This window comes from Halobaculum limi (assembly GCF_029490015.1).
GTDB classification, from domain to species: domain Archaea; phylum Halobacteriota; class Halobacteria; order Halobacteriales; family Haloferacaceae; genus Halobaculum; species Halobaculum limi.
The window spans coordinates 333,567-353,205 of the sequence record NZ_CP120468.1; the positions used below are offsets into that span (position 1 = coordinate 333,567).

General features: G+C 68.0%; 21 protein-coding genes. 7 read left to right on the top strand and 14 right to left on the bottom strand.

Annotation, left to right across the window (positions count from 1 at the left end; translation table 11 throughout):
* Nucleotides 1–5: 5 nt before the first annotated feature.
* Nucleotides 6–1,385, bottom strand: a complete 1,380-nt coding sequence (locus P0D77_RS01665; protein ID WP_277554409.1) for a phosphoglucomutase/phosphomannomutase family protein — start codon at nt 1,383–1,385, stop codon at nt 6–8.
* 109 nt (nt 1,386–1,494) lie between these two features.
* Between P0D77_RS01665 and P0D77_RS01670 the strand changes: the two genes are divergently transcribed.
* Entirely contained in the window at nt 1,495–2,112 is a 618-nt protein-coding gene (locus tag P0D77_RS01670) for an NADPH-dependent FMN reductase (protein ID WP_277554410.1), read from the top strand.
* Between the two features lie 18 nt (nt 2,113–2,130).
* On the opposite strand, the gene P0D77_RS01675 is transcribed toward P0D77_RS01670, so the two are convergent.
* The 3 genes from P0D77_RS01675 to larB form a co-directional block, all read right to left on the bottom strand.
* Nucleotides 2,131–2,415: a GIY-YIG nuclease family protein gene (locus tag P0D77_RS01675; RefSeq protein WP_277555834.1), complete on the bottom strand. Its 285-nt coding sequence runs from the start codon at nt 2,413–2,415 to the stop codon at nt 2,131–2,133.
* A 179-nt stretch (nt 2,416–2,594) separates the two neighbouring features.
* Entirely contained in the window at nt 2,595–2,747 is a 153-nt protein-coding gene (locus P0D77_RS17680) for a DUF7563 family protein (RefSeq protein WP_432764819.1), read from the bottom strand.
* 103 nt (nt 2,748–2,850) lie between these two features.
* Nucleotides 2,851–3,627 (bottom strand): nickel pincer cofactor biosynthesis protein LarB, encoded by a 777-nt coding sequence (larB, locus tag P0D77_RS01680; RefSeq protein ID WP_277554411.1) that lies wholly within the window; start codon nt 3,625–3,627, stop codon nt 2,851–2,853.
* A gap of 152 nt (nt 3,628–3,779) precedes the next feature.
* On the opposite strand from larB, the gene P0D77_RS01685 reads away from it, so the two are divergent.
* A complete protein-coding gene (locus P0D77_RS01685; RefSeq protein WP_276238107.1) occupies nt 3,780–3,947 on the top strand; it encodes a DUF1931 family protein in 168 nt (55 codons plus the stop codon).
* 19 nt (nt 3,948–3,966) lie between these two features.
* Here P0D77_RS01685 and rpiA read toward each other — a convergent pair whose 3' ends face one another.
* The gene (rpiA, locus tag P0D77_RS01690) at nt 3,967–4,665 is read right to left on the bottom strand and encodes a ribose-5-phosphate isomerase RpiA (protein WP_277554413.1); all 699 of its coding nucleotides are present in this window, start codon (nt 4,663–4,665) and stop codon (nt 3,967–3,969) included.
* 131 nt (nt 4,666–4,796) lie between these two features.
* On the opposite strand from rpiA, the gene P0D77_RS01695 reads away from it, so the two are divergent.
* Entirely contained in the window at nt 4,797–5,039 is a 243-nt protein-coding gene (locus P0D77_RS01695) for a ferredoxin (RefSeq protein ID WP_277554414.1), read from the top strand.
* A 145-nt stretch (nt 5,040–5,184) separates the two neighbouring features.
* Here P0D77_RS01695 and P0D77_RS01700 read toward each other — a convergent pair whose 3' ends face one another.
* Entirely contained in the window at nt 5,185–5,922 is a 738-nt protein-coding gene (locus P0D77_RS01700) for a bacteriorhodopsin (RefSeq protein ID WP_277554415.1), read from the bottom strand.
* A gap of 224 nt (nt 5,923–6,146) precedes the next feature.
* Here P0D77_RS01700 and P0D77_RS01705 point away from each other — a divergent pair, with 224 nt between their 5' ends.
* The 3 genes from P0D77_RS01705 (at nt 6,147) to P0D77_RS01715 (ending at nt 10,792) form a co-directional block, all read left to right on the top strand.
* Nucleotides 6,147–6,920 (top strand): lycopene cyclase domain-containing protein, encoded by a 774-nt coding sequence (locus P0D77_RS01705; RefSeq protein WP_277554417.1) that lies wholly within the window; start codon nt 6,147–6,149, stop codon nt 6,918–6,920.
* Nucleotides 6,920–7,957: a Brp/Blh family beta-carotene 15,15'-dioxygenase gene (locus P0D77_RS01710; RefSeq protein ID WP_277554419.1), complete on the top strand. Its 1,038-nt coding sequence runs from the start codon at nt 6,920–6,922 to the stop codon at nt 7,955–7,957. The genes P0D77_RS01705 and P0D77_RS01710 overlap by 1 nt, the downstream gene beginning before the upstream one ends.
* A 318-nt stretch (nt 7,958–8,275) precedes the next feature.
* Complete coding sequence (locus P0D77_RS01715; RefSeq protein ID WP_277554420.1) at nt 8,276–10,792, top strand: DEAD/DEAH box helicase; 2,517 nt, start codon at nt 8,276–8,278, stop codon at nt 10,790–10,792.
* A gap of 23 nt (nt 10,793–10,815) precedes the next feature.
* On the opposite strand, the gene P0D77_RS01720 is transcribed toward P0D77_RS01715, so the two are convergent.
* Nucleotides 10,816–11,484 (bottom strand): Sjogren's syndrome/scleroderma autoantigen 1 family protein, encoded by a 669-nt coding sequence (locus tag P0D77_RS01720; RefSeq protein WP_277554421.1) that lies wholly within the window; start codon nt 11,482–11,484, stop codon nt 10,816–10,818.
* A 68-nt stretch (nt 11,485–11,552) separates the two neighbouring features.
* Nucleotides 11,553–12,026 carry a DUF6789 family protein gene (locus P0D77_RS01725; protein WP_277554422.1) on the bottom strand — a complete coding sequence of 158 codons (474 nt, stop codon included), beginning with the start codon at nt 12,024–12,026 and terminating at the stop codon, nt 11,553–11,555.
* A 165-nt stretch (nt 12,027–12,191) separates the two neighbouring features.
* On the opposite strand from P0D77_RS01725, the gene P0D77_RS01730 reads away from it, so the two are divergent.
* The gene (locus P0D77_RS01730; protein ID WP_277554423.1) at nt 12,192–14,363 is read left to right on the top strand and encodes an ATP-dependent DNA helicase; all 2,172 of its coding nucleotides are present in this window, start codon (nt 12,192–12,194) and stop codon (nt 14,361–14,363) included.
* Nucleotides 14,364–14,394: 31 nt separating this feature from the next.
* On the opposite strand, the gene P0D77_RS01735 is transcribed toward P0D77_RS01730, so the two are convergent.
* The 6 genes from P0D77_RS01735 to P0D77_RS01760 form a co-directional block, all read right to left on the bottom strand.
* The gene (locus tag P0D77_RS01735; protein WP_277554425.1) at nt 14,395–14,847 is read right to left on the bottom strand and encodes a hypothetical protein; all 453 of its coding nucleotides are present in this window, start codon (nt 14,845–14,847) and stop codon (nt 14,395–14,397) included.
* A complete protein-coding gene (locus P0D77_RS01740) occupies nt 14,844–15,326 on the bottom strand; it encodes a hypothetical protein (RefSeq protein WP_277554426.1) in 483 nt (160 codons plus the stop codon). The genes P0D77_RS01735 and P0D77_RS01740 overlap by 4 nt, the downstream gene beginning before the upstream one ends.
* 68 nt (nt 15,327–15,394) lie before the next feature.
* The gene (argF, locus tag P0D77_RS01745) at nt 15,395–16,330 is read right to left on the bottom strand and encodes an ornithine carbamoyltransferase (protein ID WP_277554427.1); all 936 of its coding nucleotides are present in this window, start codon (nt 16,328–16,330) and stop codon (nt 15,395–15,397) included.
* A gap of 102 nt (nt 16,331–16,432) precedes the next feature.
* Nucleotides 16,433–17,530 (bottom strand): [LysW]-lysine hydrolase, encoded by a 1,098-nt coding sequence (locus P0D77_RS01750; protein ID WP_277554428.1) that lies wholly within the window; start codon nt 17,528–17,530, stop codon nt 16,433–16,435.
* Nucleotides 17,530–18,693, bottom strand: coding sequence for an aspartate aminotransferase family protein (locus tag P0D77_RS01755; RefSeq protein ID WP_277554429.1), 1,164 nt, complete (start codon nt 18,691–18,693; stop codon nt 17,530–17,532). Before P0D77_RS01755 ends, P0D77_RS01750 begins: the two co-directional genes overlap by 1 nt.
* Nucleotides 18,690–19,622, bottom strand: coding sequence for an acetylglutamate/acetylaminoadipate kinase (locus tag P0D77_RS01760; protein WP_432764852.1), 933 nt, complete (start codon nt 19,620–19,622; stop codon nt 18,690–18,692). The genes P0D77_RS01755 and P0D77_RS01760 overlap by 4 nt, the downstream gene beginning before the upstream one ends.
* Nucleotides 19,623–19,639 lie beyond the last annotated feature (17 nt).

Sequence of the window (19,639 nt, forward strand, 5' to 3'; positions counted from 1 at the left end):
CCGACTCAGACGAGCGGTGCGACCAGGTCCCGACCGTCCGCGAGGATGGCCTTCGTCCGCTTCTCGGAACTCGACTCGGCGTACACGCGCATCTTCGGCTCCGTGCCCGAAGGGCGCACGAGGAGCCACGACCCGTCTTCGAGGAGGAGTTTGAAGCCGTCGACGGTGACGACGTTCGCGACTTCCTGTCCGGCCACCTCGTCGGGGATGTGGTCCGAGAGGTCGTCGATGACGCGGGCTTTCTCGCTGTCGGGGCAGTCGACGCTAACCTTGTCGGCGACGATGCGACCGTGTTCGTCGACGAGGCGGTCCACGCGGTCGTCGTACGCCTCCTCGTTTGTGGCGACGGCCGCGAGCAACGCCATCAACACGCCGTCTTTTTCGCGGACGTGTCCGCGCACGGAGAACCCGCCGGACTCCTCGCCGCCCATCAGCGCGTCGTGTTCGCCCATCGCCTGCGCGACCCACTTGAAGCCGACCGCCGTCTCGAACACCTCCTCACCGTGTGCCTCCGCGATGCGGTCGATGAGGAACGTCGTCGAGACAGTGCGGATTGCCGGCCCCGAGTCGTCGTCGAGGAGGTGGTCGTACGTCGCGGCGAAAAAGAGGTTCTCGTCGAGGTAGCCACGCTCGGGCGTGACGACCGCGAGGCGGTCGGCGTCGCCGTCGTTGGCGATGCCCAAGTCTGCGTCGCCCTCGGTGACCTGGTCGACCAGCGCTTCGAGGTTCTCCGCCGCGGGTTCGGGCGCACCGCCGCCGAACTCGGGGTCGCGTTCACAGCGGAGACGGACCACGTCCGCCCCCGCGGATTCGAGGAGGGCGTCGGTGACGCCGCGGCCGCTCCCGTGCATCGCGTCGTACGCGACGGTCAGTCCCGAGAGGTCGCCACCGACCAGTCCGCGGGCGTGGTCGGCGTGCGGGGTGACGAGGTCGACTCGTTCGACCGTGCCCTCGTCGTCGGTGCCGGCGGCCGCGAGGTCGGGGTCGCGGAGGTTCTCGACGATTCGTTCGGTCACTTCGGGGAGCGCCGGCGCGCCGTCGTCGGGAATGAACTTCACGCCGTTGTACTCGGGCGGGTTGTGTGAGGCCGTCAGCATCAGCGCCCCGGCGGCGTCGCGTTCGACGATGGCGTGTGCGACCAGCGGCGTCGGGCAGTCACGCTCCGGTAGGAGGACATCGAAGCCGTTGCCTGTCAGCACTTCCGCGAGCGACTCCGCGAATCCCTCTGAGGTGGGTCGCGCGTCGTAGCCGACGATGACCGGGCGGTCGGTTCCGGCGGCGGCGAGGGTGTCGGCGACGGCCTGGCCGACGATGCGTACGCGGCGGTCGGTGAACGTGTCGAGGGTGGCACGCCACCCGTCCGTTCCGAAGGAGATCTGATCCATAGCCGACGTGTCGAGGGGCCCTGTCAAAAATCCGGGTGTCAGCAGTCTGTTCGCCGGCTGACGTTCCGGAACCCGACGGGCTTTTGCTCGCGCCCGGGAACACGAGCGTATGTCTGAGAGGCCCCTCGTCGTCGCGGTGAACGGATCGCGGCGCGACGGGAGTTACGGCCGTGCGACGCTAGAGTACGCCCTCGACGCCGCCGCCGACTACGGCGTTGAGACGGAGTTTATCAACCTCGGTGACCCGGCGCTCGACGTTCCGCTGTACCACCCGGACGTCGACGCCGAAGACGCCGGCGACGTGGCCGACCTCCTCGCGACGATGCGTCGTGCCGACGGCGTCCTCGTCTGCTCACCCGTGTACCACGGGTCGTACTCGTCAGCGTTCCGTTCGTTCCACGACTGGTGCAGTTTCGACGAGTACGAAGACACCGTCGTCGGCCTGTTCGCCGTCGCCGGCGGTGGCTCCTACGGCGGGACGCTCGAACACATGCGGTCGACCATCCGCGGCGTCCACGGCTGGGTCGCTCCCCTCCAAGTCGGTATCCGCGGCGCGCGCAACAAGTTCGAACCGTGGGATGGCGAGCGACCGTCCGCGGACGCCATCGGGTCGGGTGCACGCTACGAGTTCGTCGACGACAGTCTCCGTGAGCGAACGGAGAAACTCGGCCGGCGCATCGCCCACTACGCCGGTCACAAAGACGAGTTCCTCGACGTTCCCGAGTGACTTCACTCGACAGGTGGCTCACTCGACGAGTCGCTCCTTTCGCGCCCGCGAGAACTGTTTGACCTCGTACTCGCGGGACATCGCCGCCGACCGCGAGTCGAACGCCTCGACGTACACCAAGGTCACCGGCGTTCGCCCGCGGGTGTACTTCGCGCCCTCGCCCGCGTCGTGTTCGGCGACGCGGCGGGATACGTCGGTCGTGTAGCCGGTGTACAGCGAGTCGTCGGCACACGCGAGGACGTACACGTAGTGGTCGGCGGGCGGGACAGAGACACCGTCGACGCGGTCGCTCGCGCCTGTCACCTCGGCGTCGGTGTCCGTCTCTGCGTCGCGGCCGGCGGTGTCAGAAGTGCGGTCGCTCACGGTGTGAGACTCGATAAACGGTGGCGACGCGGCGCGACGCCGCGCTCCACGCTTCCCCCGGGGGGTTGGGTGGTTGGGTTGGTGGCCGTTGCGGTGCGATGGGGTGGTCCCAGAGCGGTTCAATCGTCAGCGCGGGTCCGCTCTCGTGCCGCTTCCGCGATACCCGCGTTAGCTGAGCACGACGGGCACGCATTGAGTCGCCCGTGTTCGTCGCTGAACACGCGAGCGAAGCGGTCGGATACGTGCGACCCGCAGTGGTCGCAGCGTGGCATATGATCGACCGGCATCCACCGCTTGCCGGTATCCTCGCTATGGGTTGCTTGCACATATACTCTTTCACGGTTATTTCAGGGTTCCGTCAGGGGATCTTGTCCGTTAGGTATCACGTGCATCACGGCGGCCACCAACTCCACGAGCGATCAGTGCTGCCTGCGTTCCAGCGACAAACCCGGCGTCGACGTTGACGACGGACAGGACCGTACACGACTGCAGTAGGCCGTACAGCGCTGCGAGGCCGTCGCCGCCGACACCGTACCCCGTGGAGGTCGGTACGCCGATGACCGGCGCGTCGACGAGACCGGCGACGACCGGCGGGAGCGCCGCCTCTCGACCCGCGACAGCGACGACGACGTCGGCCTCGCGCAACGTCTCCACCTCGTCGAGGACGCGCGTGAGGTTCGCCACGCCGACGTCTTCGACGAGTTCGACGCGAGCGCCACCCTCGCGAGCGACGACGGCCGCCTCGCGTGCGGCCGGTGCGTCGGCAGTTCCGCCGGAGACGACGACCACGTCGGCGTCGACCTGCGGGGAGTCGTAGTCGGCGGCGTGAGCGACGACGGTTCGGGCGCGTGCGTCTCTGTCGACGGTCGCGTCGGGGTGTTCTTGGTCGAGATACGCGCGGACCTGTTCGGCCGTCTCGTCGTCCGCGCGGGTGACGAGTGCGCGCCCCGTCGAGTCGACGGCGGCGTCGGCCATCGCCGCCACTTCGGCGGGCGTCTTTCCCTCCGCGAGGATACCCTCAGGGATGCCGCGTCGGCGTTCACGGGCGGCGTCGAACCGTCCGGCCTCTGTCGTCGCGTAGCCGCGGAGGCGTGCCTCCGCCTGTGCGGGCGTGAGGTCGCCGTCTGCGAGGGCTTCCAGGGTTTCGCGCATACCGTGGGGCACGCAACGGGGCGACTCGAAGGCTCCGACCGGCGGTCGTATATAAACCTATGGAACGAAACCCCCGCGAACGGGTCCGTGGGGGCTTCTTCGCGGAGAAAGTTGGGAAATCTTATAAGGAGCCGTCCGGAAAAGTCGGGTGCATGGCAGACCTCATCGTCAAGGCAGCCGTCAAGGAGTACCTCGAGGAGAAGAACGTCGCGTCCGATTTCTACGACGCGCTCGACGAGGAAGTTGCTGAGCTGCTCGAGGACGCCGCCCGGCGTGCCGAGGAGAACGACCGAAAGACGGTTCAGCCGCGCGACCTGTAAGCAGGTTCCCTTCCTCCACTTATTTCAGCGACCGCACAGCGACAGCGCCGTCCGCGTCGCCGACGTACACCGCGTCCGCAAGTCCGACGAACAGCCCGTGTTCCACGACACCAGCGACGCCCGAGAGCGCCGTCGCCAGCGAGGCGGGGTCGTCGACGCCGCCGAAGTCACAGTCGACGACGAGGTTGCCGTTGTCCGTGATGACGGGGCCGTCTTTCCGCTCTGCCTCCCGGAGCACCGGGTCGCCGCCGACGTCGCGAAGCGCTCGCTCGACTCGTGCGTGTGCGTCGGGCAGTACCTCGACCGGCACCGGGTAGTCGAGTGGCGCGGCGAGTTTCGAGTCGTCGGCGACGACGAGGAAGCGGTCGGCCGCCGACGCGACGACTTTCTCCCTGGCGTGGGCCGCACCGCCGCCTTTCACGAGTGCGTTGGCGTCCGTCGCTACCTGGTCGGCCCCGTCGATTGCCACGTCGACGCGAGCCACGTCCGACAGCGACCGCAGGGGGATACCCACATCCTTCGCCAACGCCCGTGACTGGTAGGAGGTGGCGACGCCCTCGACGTCGAGGCCGTCGGCGACGCGGTCGCCGAGCGTTCGGATGGCGTGTGCCGCCGTCGACCCGGTTCCCAGTCCGACGAGGTCGCCGTCGCTCACCTCGGCGGCGGCCGCCTCGCCCGCCGCTCGCTTCGCCGTCTCGCCGCCGCCCGTGTTCTTCATACGCGGTGACTCGGCGGCGGGCGCAAAACGCTTGTCCGTCGCCGGTAGGACAGGTGAGCGGTCGGGCGTCCGGACGCGATAGGAAAATCGCCGGGCGAAGACGTTACCACGCCCGGCGACGACCGTCGCGTATGCGCATCGAGTACGACCGGGACACCTGCGTCGGGATGTTCCAGTGCGTGGCCGAGTGGGACGCCTTCGAGAAGGACATGGACGCCGGCAAGGCGGTCCTCGTCGACAGCGAGGAAATCGAGGACGGCGTGTTCTCGCTGGAAGTTCCCGACGGCGAGGAACTCGACGCGAAGTTCGCCGCCCGCACCTGCCCCGTCGACGCCATCCGCCTGTACGACGACGACGGCGAGCAACTGATCTGAGCCGGCGACCCGTTTTTCGCCGACGACCAAACGGCGCTGTCGCTGTCCGGGTAGCGTGCAATAAAATCGGGCAAGAGGCCCGAGATCGCCCGCGTGGACGAGATGCCTCCGAACCGACGGTACCGGTGTGTCGAGACGCCGTGTCTCAGTCTGCGGTCTGCGCGGTCGTCGCGCCCGAACCGCTCAGGACGCTCCGACTGCGAAGCAGAATGAACCCGAAGCCGACCTTCGCCGCGAGGTCGAGCACCGCGAACGCGGCCGTCTCGACGGGCAGCGGGATGAGCGCCAGGCCACTCTCAGTGCCGATGATCCAGACGACGGGGTACAGCGACCACAGCACCAACACGAGGTTGCGGAGTTGACTGAACAGCGCCGCCCGTTCGCCCGACATCTTGCTGGCCTGTTCGGACATCGTGCCGAGCAGGTAGTACAGCAGGACGATGAACGCGCCCGTGGAGATGGCCCACCACGCGATGCGGATGGCCTGCCCCTCACGCGCCAGTGCACCGACGAGGCCGGTGACGATCATAAACACGTCGAGGCCGATCAGCGTCGCGATGGTGTTTCGATCTGCTCCCGCTAACAGCGCGAGGTCGAGCAGAAGCAGTGGTGTGGTGAACAGCCAGTCAGCGTACCGCGCCCAATAGATGTCGAGTGTCTCGAGACCTTGGACGGGCACTTCGATGAGGCCGAACCCTGTCGCCATCGCGAAGTATGACGCCGCCGCGATAGCAGGGATGAAGATGGTGATGATGTAGTACTCCTGTTGTTCCGGATCACGTACCGACCAACCCTGTGCGATGAAGTACAGGGTGCCGAGCGTCATCCCGATCGTTCCGATCCAGAGGCTGATCGATTCCAGCCCTGCGGTTGGTGTTGCCATACGCGAAATATTACACGGCTGACTACCACTTAGTTCCTTTTGCCGAAAACGGCCTATGTGAGCCCCCTACATCATATTTTTGGCCGTCTGGGGACCGAACATATTTGTGTTAGTTTCTTATAATGTTACGTTCGACCCCGCACGCTTATCCACGCTGCGGGTGGGGGAGAGAGTATGCCTTCGACACCCCGCCGTCGGTCGGTCACACGGAGGTTCTTCACGTGATGTTGACGTATCTCGGCTTTCACGTTCTGTTCGTTCTCCCGGTCGTCGCCCTGTTGCTGTGGCGGCGACCTGTGCTTCCCGCACGCCGCCGCAGAATCGGCCGGGTCGGTCTCGTGTTGATGGGGACGGTGGCGTTCTGCTACACGACTCCGTGGGACAACTATCTCATCGAACGCGGGGCGTGGTTCTACGGCGACGGCCGCGTGTTCGCGCGGGTGTGGCTCGCCCCCGTGGGTGAGTATCTCTTCTTCGTCCTCCAGACCGTCATCGTCGGTCTGTGGCTCTACTGCGTCGACTTCGACGCCTCGCCGGTCGACGGCGACCTCGACCGCCTCCCGCGCGCCGTGGGTGCCCTCGTACTGCTCGCACTCGGTGTCGCCGGTGGCGTCCTCGTCGTCGCGGGGGCCGAGCGATTCTTCTATCTCGGTGCGATTCTCGTCTGGGCGTGCCCCATCCTCGCGCTTCAGTGGGCAGTCGGCGGCGCGTTCCTGCTCGCACGACCGCGGCCGTGGCTCGTCGGTATCGGCGTCCCGACGCTGTACCTGTGGGCCGTCGACCGCGTCGCTATCGGCCTCGGCATCTGGACAATCGCCGACGACACGTCGACCGGTGTGCTGCTGCTCGGACTGCCTATCGAGGAGGCGGTGTTCTTCGTCGTGACGAGTGCGCTCGTCGTGTTCGGCCTCGTCCTCTTCGAGTGGGTGCTCCAGCGATTCGACGCGCGCACGGACGCCGACCGACACGACCCAGTCGCCACACCAGGTGACGATTGATGGCGGTGACGGAGTACCTCTCGCCGTCACTCTCGGCAGCACTCGACCGCTGGGGGATACGGGCGTCGTGGGTCGCACTCGCGGTCGCACTGCCGTTCGGCCTCGTCGCGTCGTCGCTCCCGCCCGCGCTCCGGTACGCGCCGTTTCTCGTCTCGGTGGTCGTCTTCGGCCTCCCGCACGGGGCCGTCGACCACCTCGTTCCGGCACGGCTCTCGGCGGTCGGACTCGTTCGGTCGGTCGGTGTCGTCGTCGCAGTGTACGGCGTGCTCGGCGTCGGCTACGGGCTGTGGTGGATGCTCGCACCCGTCTCGGCGTTCGTGTTCTTCATCCTCCTTACCTGGGCCCACTGGGGACAAGGCGACGTGTACGCTCTGCTCGTGTTGGCCGACGCCGACCACCTTCGCACGCGTGCAGAGCGGGTGCTGACGCTGGTCGTCCGCGGCGGTCTCCCGATGCTCGTCCCGTTGGTCGGCCACCCCGACGAGTACCGACGGGTCGCGGCGGCGCTCGTCGGCTTGTTCGCTACCGACGCGACCGCGCTCGACCCGTTCTTCACCCCGACCGCCCGCGCCGCCGTCGCCGTCGGTTTCGGGGCGGTGACGCTCGCGTCGTTGGCGCTGGGCGCGCGTCACGTCCGCAGCGACGATGCCGACCGCCACCCGTGGCTCGTCGACTGCGGCGAGACGCTCGGCCTGTGGGCGTACTTCCTCATCGTGCCGCCAATACTCGCCATCGGCGTCTACTTCTGCCTGTGGCACGCGACCCGCCACATCGCCCGACTGGAACTGCTCGACTCGGGCGCACGCGAGGCGCTCGCAGCGGGTGACCTCACGAAGACGCTCCGGCGGTTCGCCCGCGACGCCACGCCCGCGACGATCGGTGGCCTCGTCGTCGTCGCCGGCGTGTGGGCGCTCGCGCCGCGTCCATCTGCCGGCCCGGAGGGACTACTGGCGGTGTACCTCGTCGCCATCGCGGTGATGACGCTCCCGCACGTCGCCGTCGTCACGTGGATGGATCTGCGGCAGGGCGTGTGGTGAGACACAGCGTTCGGACGCGGACGGTGGTACGAACGCGTTCGGGTCGCCACGGTTGCGAGCCCCAGTCGCGGGGAATCGGGGAGAGTGTTTATCACAGACGTTCGTGTCGATTCACACGATGACAGACGATTCGTGCCACATCCCGGAGTGGGCCGCCCTGCTCGGAGAGTCCGTCCCGGAGGAGGCCTGCGACCGCCGACAGTTCGACTTCCGCCCGCGCGACCTGGCCTGAACCGCCTCGTCGAACCGACTGGCAGCAGGCTTCACTTTCACCCCGGTTCGCGAAGGTTTACCCGGAACGACGAGTAAGGTCGGACAATGGCCGAGGCCGCCGAGGAGACCGAGTACGTCGACCACCCGCTGCTGGTACCGGGGTTCATCGAGAACCGTCGCTACCAGACCGAACTCGCGGCGACCGCCCGCGAGGGGAACACGCTCGTCTGTCTGCCGACCGGCCTCGGGAAGACCACCGTCTCGCTGCTCGTCACCGCCCACCGCCTGTACGAGGTCGGCGGGAAGTCGCTGTTTCTCGCACCGACGAAACCGCTGGTGCAACAGCACGCCGACTTCTACCGGGAGGCGCTCGACATCGCCGACGAGGAAATCGTCGTGTTCACCGGCGAGGTGCGACCCGACGACCGCGCCGAATTGTGGGAGAGCGCCAGCATCGTCATCGCGACGCCGCAAGTCGTCGAGAACGACCTCGTCGGCAACCGCATCTCCCTGGCAGACGTGACGCATCTCACCTTCGACGAGTGCCACCGTGCGAGCGGCGACTACGCGTACGTCTACATCGCCGAGCGGTACCACGCCGACGCCGAACAGCCGTTGGTGACGGGGATGTCCGCCTCCCCCGGCGGCGACCGCGAGGAGATAATGGACGTGTGCGAGAACCTCGGCATCGACGAGGTAGAGGTGATGACCGAGGAGGACGCCGACGTGGCGGCGTACACCCACGACACCGACGTCCAGTGGGAGCGCATCGACCTGCCCGACCCGATCATCGAGATTCGCGACGCCCTCAACGAGGTGATCCGTGACCGACTGGAACACCTGAAGTCGCTCGGCGTCTCGAAGACGACCCAACCGAACGTCTCCCAGAAGGACCTCAATCGGATGCGCGGGCAGTTGCAACAGATGATGGACAACGGCAAGTCGGACGCGTACAAGGGGATGTCCGTCCACGCGGAGGTGATGAAACTCCGCCGCGCCGTCGAACTCGTCGAGACGCAGAGCGTCGAGGCGCTCCGGCGCTACTTCGAGCGCCAGCGCAACGCCGCCCGGTCGTCGGGCGCGTCGAAGGCGAGTCAGCGTCTCGTCTCCGAACCGAAGGTGCGCGAGGCGATGCGCAAGACGGAGAACTTCGACGACCTCCACCCGAAGTTCCGACGGACGCGCGTCCTCCTCGCGCAGACGCTCGGCATCGGCGGCGGCGAACGCGTCATCGTGTTCACCGAGTCGCGCGATACCGCCGAGGCGCTGACGGAGTTCCTCTCGACCTCCTTCGACACCCGCCGCTTCGTCGGCCAGGGGGACAAGGAAGGGTCGGATGGGATGACCCAAAAGGAGCAACAGGAGACGCTCGACGCCTTCCGCGCCGGAGAGTTCGAGGTGCTCGTCTCCACGAGCGTCGCCGAGGAGGGCCTAGACGTGCCCGAGGTGGATCTCGTTCTCTTCTTCGAGCCAGTTCCCACCGCGATCCGGTCCATCCAGCGGAAGGGCCGGACCGGGCGACAGGACGAGGGCGCGGTCGTCGTCCTCCTCGCGAACGACACGCGCGACGAGGCGTTCTTCTGGATCTCGCGGCGGCGCGAGAAGGAGATGGAGCAGGAACTGCGGAAACTGAAGGGCGTCGCCGACGAGTTGTCGGCGGAACTCGACGACGACCAGGCGGGACTGGCGGACTTCGATAGTGACGGCAAGAGTGACACGACAGTCGACGCTGACGGCTCCGGCGACAACGCGGTCGCGAACGGCGAGACGACGGGGTCTGCGGACGCGAGCGCCGAGACACCGACGGCCGACCGCGACGCCAACGACGGACAGCCAGGCTTGACCGACTTCGACACCGGCAGCGAGGACGGTGACGGCGACGCGGACGCGAGCGATGACGAGGACGCAGATACTGCCACCGACGACGACTCAGACGACGGCGTCGTCGCGAAGGCGGGAACCGATACCGAGGGCGTCGAAATCGTCATCGACCAGCGCGAACTCGACTCGACTATCGCCCGCGACCTCTCCACGCGCGAGGGGATCACCACCCGCTTAGAGACGCTCGCAGTCGGCGACTACGTCCTCTCCGACCGCGTCGCCGTCGAGCGGAAATCCGTGGCAGACTTCCTCGACACGCTCGTCGGCGGCGACCGTTCGATGTTCGAGCAGGTTGGCGACACCGCCCGTGCGTACGCCCGACCTGTCGTGATCATCGAGGGCGAGGACTTGTACGGCGAGCGCAACGTCCACCCGAACGCCATCCGTGGGGCACTGGCGTCGCTCGCGATCGACTTCGACGCAAGCGTCCTGCGAACCGCGAACGAGTCGGAGACGGCCGATATGCTGGAGACCATCGCCCGCCGCGAACAGGAGGAACACGACCGCGAGGTGTCCGCCCACGGCGAGAAGGGCGCGAAGACGCTCGCGGAGCAACAGGAGTACGTCGTCTCCTCTATCGGCGACATCGGCCCTGTCACCGCGCGGGCGCTCCTCGACCACTTCGGCACCGTCGAGGCCGTGATGACCGCCCGTGAGGAGGACTTGCTAGAGGTCAGCGGCGTCGGACAGGTGACCGCCGACCGCATCCGCGAAGTCGTCGGCAGCGACTACCCGGAGTAGGTCGATAGCCCGTCGCCAACCGTTCAGCGACGTAACGCCGCCAGCGCCTCCGCCGCCTCGCGGGCCGCCTCCAGGTGCGCGCTGGCGGTATGGGGATCCGACGCCTCCGCGCCCGCCTCTGCGTGCCGGCGGAGCGCACGCGCGAGGGCGTCGCGGGCGGCGGGCAGGTCGTCGTCGGTTGCGGAGGTGGAGGCACGAGCGGGGGCGGGCGTTGAAGAGTCGTCTGCCGCGTCCGTCGCAGTCGCGTGTCCGTTCGCGGGCGGCGTTGCCGACGGTGTCTCCGTCGGTGTGGGCGTCCCGTCGGGCGTTCCAGCCTGCTGGTGCTGTGGAGTCTGCTGGTTCTGTTTGTCCGGTACTCCCGGTGTCGCGTCGGCGACGTTCGCGTCGACCGCGTCGCCAGCGGTGGCGGCGTCGCTCTCGGCAGCGGTCGGCCCAGCCTCGCCTTCGGCCGCGGCCGTCGCATTCCCGTCGCCGCCGTCGCACTGCGGGCAGAACTCCTGGCCGTTCTGCCGGAAGATAGGCGACCCGCAGTTGTCACAGTGGGCGTTCGTCATCGTCGCGCCCTTCAACAGGAGTTCGCTCATCCGTCGCGTCGACTGGCGCTTCTGGTCGTCGCGGGCGAACTTCTCGCGGAGTTTCTCGCGTTCGGCCTCCTTGTCGAAGCCGGAGTCGTCGGCGGCGTCGTCGCTCATACGCGGTGGAAGTACGCCTGCGGCGAAAAAGTCAGCGGCAAACAGTCACCGGCGCCGGCGTGGAAGCATCACAGCGAGCGCAGCGACGGGACCAGCGCGCCCAGCACCGCCCCGTACAGCACGTGGGCCGCGAGGCTGAGCGTGTCGAGGTTGGGCAGCGGCGGGTTCGCGGGAGATCCGACCGCCGTGAGCCACACCGGCATCACGATTGCCGCGAGTGCAATCCAGAGGACGACCCCGTAGCCCGCCCCGAGGAGCGTCGACCGGGTCGGCTCGGTGACGTCGAGCGCGTTCGCGAGCGCGACGAACGCGACTCCGAGGACCGCCCCGTGGCTCACGTGGACGACCCAGCCGGCGAGTCCACCCGACAGTCCGTACAGCGAGGGGATCGCGACCTCCAACGCGGGCGGGGCGAAGATCGAGAACACCGCACCCATCACGATGCCCGCGACCGCGCCCGCGACGACGCCGCCGCGCCAGCTGCTGTGTCCTGTCTCCATCTCCGAGTCCGTCGCCGTCACCGTGGGTGTTCGTGTCGCCATAACGAAACGTCCGATCGCGTGCACCGGACATAGCCGTACGTGCGTCGTGCGTCCCCCACGCCCAGTCAGTTTCTGTCGTTCGGTTCGGCGGTCGCACCCCGGCGGTTGCGTTCACTTCCACTGCGCCACCCGTAGGTTGAAATTCGATGAGGAGGAAGGACACCTGTGTCGACGACGGACGGTCACCTGCGCTTTTTCCCGTACGAAGAGCCGTATCCGAACCAGCGCGAGGCGATGGACCGCGTCGCCAACTCGCTGGAACGCGGACAGGACGTGCTCTTCGAGGGCGCACCCGGCACGGGCAAGACGCTCTCGGCGCTCGTGCCGGCGCTCGACCACGCCCGCGAACACGACCGGACCGTCGTCATCACCACGAACGTCCACCAACAGATGCGGCAGTTCGTCGAGGACGCCCGCGCCATCCACGACACCGAGCGCATCCGCGCGACCGTGTTCAAAGGGAAGGCGTCGATGTGCCACATCGACGTCGACTATCAAGAGTGTCAGACGCTCCGCGATACCACCCGGTCGCTGGTCGACGACCAATCCGACAAAGAACAACTGGAGCAGCGACTCGACGACCTCACCGACGAGATGCGCGACGGCGGCGACGGGAGCGCCGCCGAGGCGCGACAGGCCGTCAAAGAGGAGGTGGAGCGACTCGACGAAGAGATAGACGACGAGGCGGCCAACACCTGCGACCACTACTTGCAGAATCTCACCGCCGACACCGGCGAGTTCTTCTCGTGGCTGTTCGACGACGTGCGCAGGCCCGAGGAGGTGTACGAGTACGCTGGTGAGCGCGGCTTCTGCGGCTACGAGTTGCTCAAGGAGGGGATGGAAGACGTCGAACTCGTCGTCTGCAACTACCACCACCTGCTCGACCCGCAGATTCGCGAGCAGTTCTTCCGGTGGCTCGACCGCGACCCGCAGGACGTCATCACGGTGTTCGACGAGGCGCACAACATCGAGGACGCCGCCCGCGACCACGCCTCGAAGACGCTCACCGAGAACACGCTGACGGCCGCGCTCGACGAACTCGAGGAGTCCGACGACTCCCGTGCGGAACCCGCGGAGAACGTGTTGCAGGCGTTCACCGAGGCGCTCCAGGACACCTACGACGAACAACTCGGCTTCGGCGCCCGCGAGGGCATCGGCGACCACTGGGAGGATCTGAGCATCGCCAACGAAGACCGCCGTGACGACCTCACGATGGCGTTTCTCGACCGCTACGAGGGGCGTGGCATCCGCGCGGAGTGTGACCTGGCGCTCCAACTGGGCAAACGCCTCGACGAGGAGTACGAGGAGGCGTACCGCGACGGCGAGACGACGACCCGCCGGGAGTGTCAGACCCTCCAGGCGGCGGCGTTCATCTCCGCGTGGATGGACGGCGGCGGCGAGTTGGGGCAGCACCCGGTCGTCTCGGTGCGGCGCGACGGCGGCACCGACGAGGTGTACGGCCGCGCGGAGTTGTACACCTGCATCCCACGGGAGGTGACCGAGGAGTTGTTCGACGAGGTGTACGCGAGCGTGCTGATGTCGGCGACCCTGCGCCCATTCGACGTGACGCAGGACGTCCTCGGCCTCTCGGACCCGGCGACGCTAGCGTACGGGATGGAGTACCCCGAGGCGAATCGCCGCACCTTCTCCGTGGCGACGCCCGCGCTGTTCGCGTCCGAACGCGACGACCCCGCGACCCAGGAGACTATCGCCGCGACGCTGTCGGACGTGATTCACTTCACGCCGGGGGCGAGTCTCCTCTTTTTCCCGTCGTACGCGGAGGCGGAGCGGTATCACGAACTCCTTTCGGGCGACCCGAACCTCGGGACACTGCTCCTCGACGGGTCTGAACCAGACACCGAGCAGTTGCGGAAGCGACTCGTCGCCAGCGACGATGCCACGCTGTTCACGTCGCTGTGGGGCACGCTCGCGGAGGGGGTGAGTTTCGACGGCGACGACGCCCGGACGGTCGCGGTCGTCGGTGTTCCGTACCCGCACCTCTCCGAGCGGATGGAGGCCGTGCAGGACGCCTACGACCGCGCGTTCGCCGAGCGCTCGCGCGAGGCGGGGTGGGAGTACGCCGTCGAGATTCCGACGATCCGAAAGACGCGACAGGCACTCGGACGGGTGATCCGTGCGCCCGACGACTTCGGCGTGCGCGTCCTCCTCGACAAGCGGTACACGTCGGCGGATATGGGGAAGTACTCTGTGCGCGATGCGTTCCCGCCTGAAGAGCGCGAGGAGTTGATCGACATCGGCCCGGAGAAACTGAAGTTCGCGATGCTCAACTTTTTTACCGACCACGACGCCTACGCCGGGTCGCCGCCGGAGCCGTAGCGAATCACTCGCCGCTCGTCACCAGTCGTGTTCACCGTCGACGCCGGAGGAACGCCACAACACGTCCGAGCGTGAATCCGACGAGGGCGACGACGACCCCAGCGACGACGAAGTACAGCACCACTCCCCACAGCGGCGCGTCTCCGGCGGAAAGCGAGCGGCCGAGGGCTCGCGAGACGCCACGTGCGACGACAACCGCGAGCGCCCACGCCGCGCCGGGAACGACGCCGAGCACGACTGCGAAAGCCGGACCACGACCCTCCGCGGCGCGAATCGCCGCCGGGAGCGCGGGTGCGACCAACGCCGCCGGAATGGCCGCGTAGTACGCGGGGGCGAGCCACGATGCCCCACGGAACGGAACCGAAGCGAGCGTGAGCGTGACGAGCGCGAACACGGCCGCCCCGAAAATGATACTCGACGCTCGCCACAGCCAGTTCTGGCCGTCTTCGTCGGGTCGCCCGCTGATTCGTGATATGACGTTCACGCTACCTCACCACCGGACCCGAGTCGTCGCCACACGAGCAGTCCCGCCCTTCCGACCGTGAAGCCGGCGAGTACGCTCACGACGCCGATGACGAGAGCTGTGCCCGCGATGGCCCACAGCGGCGAGTCGGGAATCGCCGCCGGAATCGACAACAGCGCCTGTACCGCGTCGCCGACGACGACTGCGAGCGCCCAAACGAGTGCTGGGGCCGTCCCAAGTGCGAGCGCTTGCGACAGACCGCCGCCGAGCGCAGCACAGGCGGCCCCAAAGAGGGGCGGCGCGTAGAACAGCACGACGGGGAGTAGTATCTCATACAGCGGATCGACCGCGGTGTCGTGGTCGAACGCGGCGATGGCGACCGTGACGGTGGCGAGGGCGGCGACGAGACTCCCCTCGACGGCAACGAGCGGTCGCCAGTAGCGAGGCCGAGCGTCGAGCGGAACGAGTCGATGGAGGGCGTCGCGGGCGGAGGAGGGCACGCTGAATGCTACTCAGCAACCTGTCAAGAATCTGCCTGTGCGGGCGACTACTCGGCCACCGCCAGCGACTACTCCAGCATCTCCACCAACAGCCCCTTCTGCGCGTGCATCCGGTTCTCTGCCTGCTCCCACACGAGCGAGCGCTCCGACTCCAACACGGCCTCCGTCACTTCCTCGCCGCGGTGGGCGGGCAGGCAGTGCATAAACGCAGCGTCCGTGTCCGCGAGCAACTCCTCGTTCACCTGGTAGCCGTCGAAGTCGGGGAGTTTCACTTCGCGCAGGTCCTCCTCACCCATACTCACCCAGACGTCGGTGTACACCACGTCGGCGTCCGCGACGGCCTCCTCGGCTGTGTCGACGGCGGTCGGCTCAGTTCCCAGTTCCGCACAGCGCTCGTACACGTCGTCGCCGAGGCCATAGCCGTCGGGCGTCGCGACCGTCAGATCGAGGCCGGCCAGCGCCGCGCCGACAGCGAACGAGCGGCCGACGTTGTTGCCGTCGCCGACCCACGCGGCCTGCACCTCCGAGAGGTCGCCCACCTCCTCGTGGATGGTGAGCAGGTCCGCGAGCGTCTGACAGGGATGGGCGTCGTCGGTGAGGCCGTTGACGACTGGGACGTCGGCGTACTCTGCGAGAATCTTCGCGTTCTCGTGTGCGAACGTGCGGACCATAATGGCGTCGACGTAGCCCGCGAGTGCACGGGCGGTGTCGCGCAGGGGTTCGCCGTGGCCCAGTTGGATGGCGTCGGGGCCGAGGAACATCGCGTGGCCGCCGAGTTGGGTCATCCCCGTCTCGAAACTCGCGCGGGTGCGCGTCGACGGCTTCTCGAACAGCATCGCCAGCGTCGTCCGCGGGAGTTGCGTGAGGTCTTTTCCGGCCTTCAGGTCGGATGCGCGGGCGAGTACCGTCGCGAGTTGGTCGGCGGTCAGGTCGTCGATGTCGAGGAAGTCGCTCGGGAACTCCTCGCTGTCGTCGGTCGTGGTGTGGGTCGTGTTCGTGCTCATCTGCGTGTCGTGTGTGGGTGAGTGGATCGAGATCGGGTGTCGTCGGTGTGTGCGTCGGTCGGTAGTGCGTCGAAAACGGGGCGGCGGTCTGGATACGACCGCTCAGTCGTCTGTTCGGTCTCGCAGTCTTCGGCCCGCGTCGGTCAGTACCTCGACCGTCCGGTCGAACTCCGCGAGGGGGAGTCGCTCGTCGGGCGCGTGGTCCAGCGAGGAGTCGCCGGGGCCGTACGTCGCCATCGGCACGTCCCACTCGCCGGCGAAGATGTTCACGTCGGCGGTGCCGGTCTTGCGGAGGAGGCGCGGGTCGCCACCAGCCCTGCGGATGCCGCCCCGAAGGGCGGTCGCCACGGGGTCGCGCGGGTCGCCCATCACGGGCGGGATGGGGTCGTTCCAGTGGACCGTCCCCGCCTCCAGTTCGGCGTCGGCGCGTTCGCGCACGTCCTCGGGCGTCAGCGACGGTGGCACGCGGAACTGCACGTCCATCGTCGTCTCCATCGAGAGGCCGTCCGTCGAGAGACCGCCGTCGACGGCGACGGGCTTGGCCGTCACCTGCTCGAACACCGCACCGTAGTCGTAGTAGTCGAACGCGCCCTCGACGCGTTGCCACCAGTGCATCGCGTGCTGGACGGCGTTGGCGTCGGGCCGAGAGGTGTGGCCCGACTCGCTGGTGGCGACGTAGGTACCCGAGATGAGCCCCCGGTAGCCGAGCGTCACGGCGTCCCAGCCAGAGGGCTCGCCGTTGATGACGGCCTCGGGTGCGTCGCGCGTCTCGACGAGGTGGCGTGCGCCGCGGGAGTCCGTCTCCTCGCCGACGACGCCGACGAACGAGACGCCCGTCTCGACGGCCGCGACGGCCATCGCCGCCAGCGGTCCGGTCGCGTCGACGCTGCCGCGGCCCCAGAGGACAGGCCCCTCGACGCCGAGTTCCTCGTCGCCGTCGGCGATGTCGACCGGCACGTCTCCGGGGACGGTGTCGACGTGGGACGTGAGGAGGAGCGAGTCGTCACCGGGTGCGTGGACGTTGCCCACCTCGTCGGTGTACGCCTCGCGACCGTGGTCCTCGAAGAACTCCACGAGGACGGCCGCGGCCGCCTCCTCGTCACCGGAAACCGAGGGCGTCGACACGAGGTCGTACAGCAGTTGCCGCCCCTCGGTGTCGAGGGCCGTCTCGGGTTCGACGGGGTTGGGGACGACCATCATCACAGCACCTCGGTCAGGGCGTCCACGACCTCGCGGGCGTGCCCCTCGTTCACCACGAGCGGCGGGAGCAGGCGGACCACCGAGCGACCCGCAGGCAGCGCGAGGATCTGGTGGTTCAGCGCCAAATCGCGCAGGTATCGGTTCGCGCCGCGCTTCACCTCGACGCCGACCATCAGGCCCTCGCCGCGCACCTCGCGCACGGGCAGGTCGTGGTCCTCGACCGCGTCTTCGAGGATGGTCGTGAGGTAGTCGCCAACCTTCGCGGCGTTGCCGGGAACGTCGTGGGCGACGAGTTCCTCCAGCGTTGCGTTCGCGGCGGCGGCGACGACTGGGTTGCCCGAGAACGTCGAGCCGTGACTGGCCGCGCCGTCGGCGATCCAGTCGGCACACAGCGTCGCACCCAGCGGCAGACCGGAGGCGACACCTTTCGCCGTCGTCAACACGTCGGGGACGACGCCCGCGCCCTCGCAGGCCCAAATGTCGCCCGTCCGCCCGAGGCCAGTCTGAATCTCGTCGAACACGAGCGCCGCGCCCGCGTCCTCCGTTAGGTCGCGGGCCGTCTGCAGGTAGCCAGGGTCGGCGGGATTGATGCCGCCCTCCCCTTGCACAGGTTCGAGGAAGACCGCGGCGGTCTCGTCGTCGACGGCCTCCGCGAGCGCCTCGCTGTCGCCGTAGTCGACGAACTCGACGCCGCCCGCGACCGGTTCGAACGGCGCGCGGTACTTCTTCTTCCACGTCATCGCGAGCGCTCCTAGCGTTCTGCCGTGGAAACCGCGCTTCGTGGCGACGATCTTCTCGCGGCCGGTCGCCGAGCGAGCGAACTTCAGCGCCGCCTCGTTCGCCTCCGTCCCGGAGTTACACAGCCACACCTTCGAGAGGTCGCCGGGCGCGATTGCGCCGAGGCGTTCATACAGTTCCGTGCGGGCGGCGTTCGGGTACGACGCCTGCACGTACAGCAGGTCGGCCGCTTGCTCCTGCACCGCGTCGACCACGCCGTCGGGGCAGTGCCCCAGCGGCGTGCAGGCGTAACTCGCACCGAAGTCGAGGTACTCGGTGCCGTCGCTGGCGGTGAGGTGGACGCCGTCGCCAGATTCGATCTCGATGGGCTTCTCCGAGAAGACGAATCCCTCGCCGTGTTCGGAGGGGTCGTCGAAGACGCTCATTCGCTCACCTCCGCGTCGGCATCAGCGGCGGTGTCCGTGTCGTCGGTCGCGTCTTCGTCGACAACTGCGGACCGCTCGATGCGCGTTCCTGTCCCGTCGAGTGCCGCGACGATGGGGTCGCGGACGTTCGCGTCGGCGACGGTGACCGCGGGGGCGCCCGCTTCGAGCGCCTCGGTCGCCGCCATCACCTTCCGCGTCATGAATCCCTCGGCGGCGTCGGTGAGCGCCTCGTACTCTCCCGGCGTCGCCACCGACTCGATGAGCGTCTCGGGGTCGTCCGGGTCGGCGTACACGCCCGAGACGTCCGTGAGGACGACCAGTTCCGCGCCGAGTGCGCCCGCGACGGCCGCGGCCGCACGGTCTGCGTCAGTGTTGACGGGCGTTCCCTCGCTCTCGGACTCCATCCCGAACATCGGCGGCGAGACGACCGGCGTGTAACCGTCCGCCAACAACGTGTCGAGGAGACCGTCGTTCACCTGCTTGGGCGTCCCCGAGTGGTCGCCGCGTCTGATCTTCTTCTTCCCGTCCTCGACGACGCGGACCGCGGACTTGCGCGGGCCGGTGAGGAGGCCGCCGTCGACGCCGGAGAGGCCGACCGCGTCGACGCCCGCGTTCTTCAGCGCCGTGACCAAGTCGGTGTTCACTTGCCCGGCAAGCGCCATCGTGAACGCTTCCATCGTCTCGGCGTCGGTGAAGCGGCCGGTGACCCCCGAGGGCGTCTCGACGTACTCCGACTCCTTGCCGAGGGCTGCGAGCAGGTCGTCGACGGCGGTCGATCCGCCGTGAACGACGACCACGTCACGGCCGTTGGCGACGAGGTGCGCGATATCACCGACTGCGCCCGCGGGGTCGACGGCGCGCGCGCCGCCGAGTTTCACGACGACAGGCGGGCCGTTGCCGCCGTCGGCCAGCACTTCGCCGTCGGCCACGGCGGCCGCACCGGGCC

Bases quoted from the DNA above. Each gene is read 5' to 3' on its own strand.
- P0D77_RS01750 (WP_277554428.1), bottom strand. From the start codon at position 17,530: ATGATGGTCGTCCCCAACCCCGTCGAACCCGAGACGGCCCTCGACACC.
- P0D77_RS01720 (WP_277554421.1), bottom strand. From the start codon at position 11,484: ATGAGCGACGACGCCGCCGACGACTCCGGCTTCGACAAGGAGGCCGAA.
- P0D77_RS01705 (WP_277554417.1), top strand. From the start codon at position 6,147: ATGTTGACGTATCTCGGCTTTCACGTTCTGTTCGTTCTCCCGGTCGTC.
- argF (WP_277554427.1), bottom strand. From the start codon at position 16,330: ATGAGCACGAACACGACCCACACCACGACCGACGACAGCGAGGAGTTC.
- P0D77_RS01710 (WP_277554419.1), top strand. From the start codon at position 6,920: ATGGCGGTGACGGAGTACCTCTCGCCGTCACTCTCGGCAGCACTCGAC.
- P0D77_RS01670 (WP_277554410.1), top strand. From the start codon at position 1,495: ATGTCTGAGAGGCCCCTCGTCGTCGCGGTGAACGGATCGCGGCGCGAC.
- rpiA (WP_277554413.1), bottom strand. From the start codon at position 4,665: ATGAAGAACACGGGCGGCGGCGAGACGGCGAAGCGAGCGGCGGGCGAG.
- P0D77_RS01665 (WP_277554409.1), bottom strand. From the start codon at position 1,385: ATGGATCAGATCTCCTTCGGAACGGACGGGTGGCGTGCCACCCTCGAC.
- P0D77_RS01685 (WP_276238107.1), top strand. From the start codon at position 3,780: ATGGCAGACCTCATCGTCAAGGCAGCCGTCAAGGAGTACCTCGAGGAG.
- P0D77_RS01700 (WP_277554415.1), bottom strand. From the start codon at position 5,922: ATGGCAACACCAACCGCAGGGCTGGAATCGATCAGCCTCTGGATCGGA.
- P0D77_RS17680 (WP_432764819.1), bottom strand. From the start codon at position 2,747: ATGCCACGCTGCGACCACTGCGGGTCGCACGTATCCGACCGCTTCGCT.
- P0D77_RS01695 (WP_277554414.1), top strand. From the start codon at position 4,797: ATGCGCATCGAGTACGACCGGGACACCTGCGTCGGGATGTTCCAGTGC.
- P0D77_RS01715 (WP_277554420.1), top strand. From the start codon at position 8,276: ATGGCCGAGGCCGCCGAGGAGACCGAGTACGTCGACCACCCGCTGCTG.
- larB (WP_277554411.1), bottom strand. From the start codon at position 3,627: ATGCGCGAAACCCTGGAAGCCCTCGCAGACGGCGACCTCACGCCCGCA.
- P0D77_RS01755 (WP_277554429.1), bottom strand. From the start codon at position 18,693: ATGAGCGTCTTCGACGACCCCTCCGAACACGGCGAGGGATTCGTCTTC.
- P0D77_RS01725 (WP_277554422.1), bottom strand. From the start codon at position 12,026: ATGGCGACACGAACACCCACGGTGACGGCGACGGACTCGGAGATGGAG.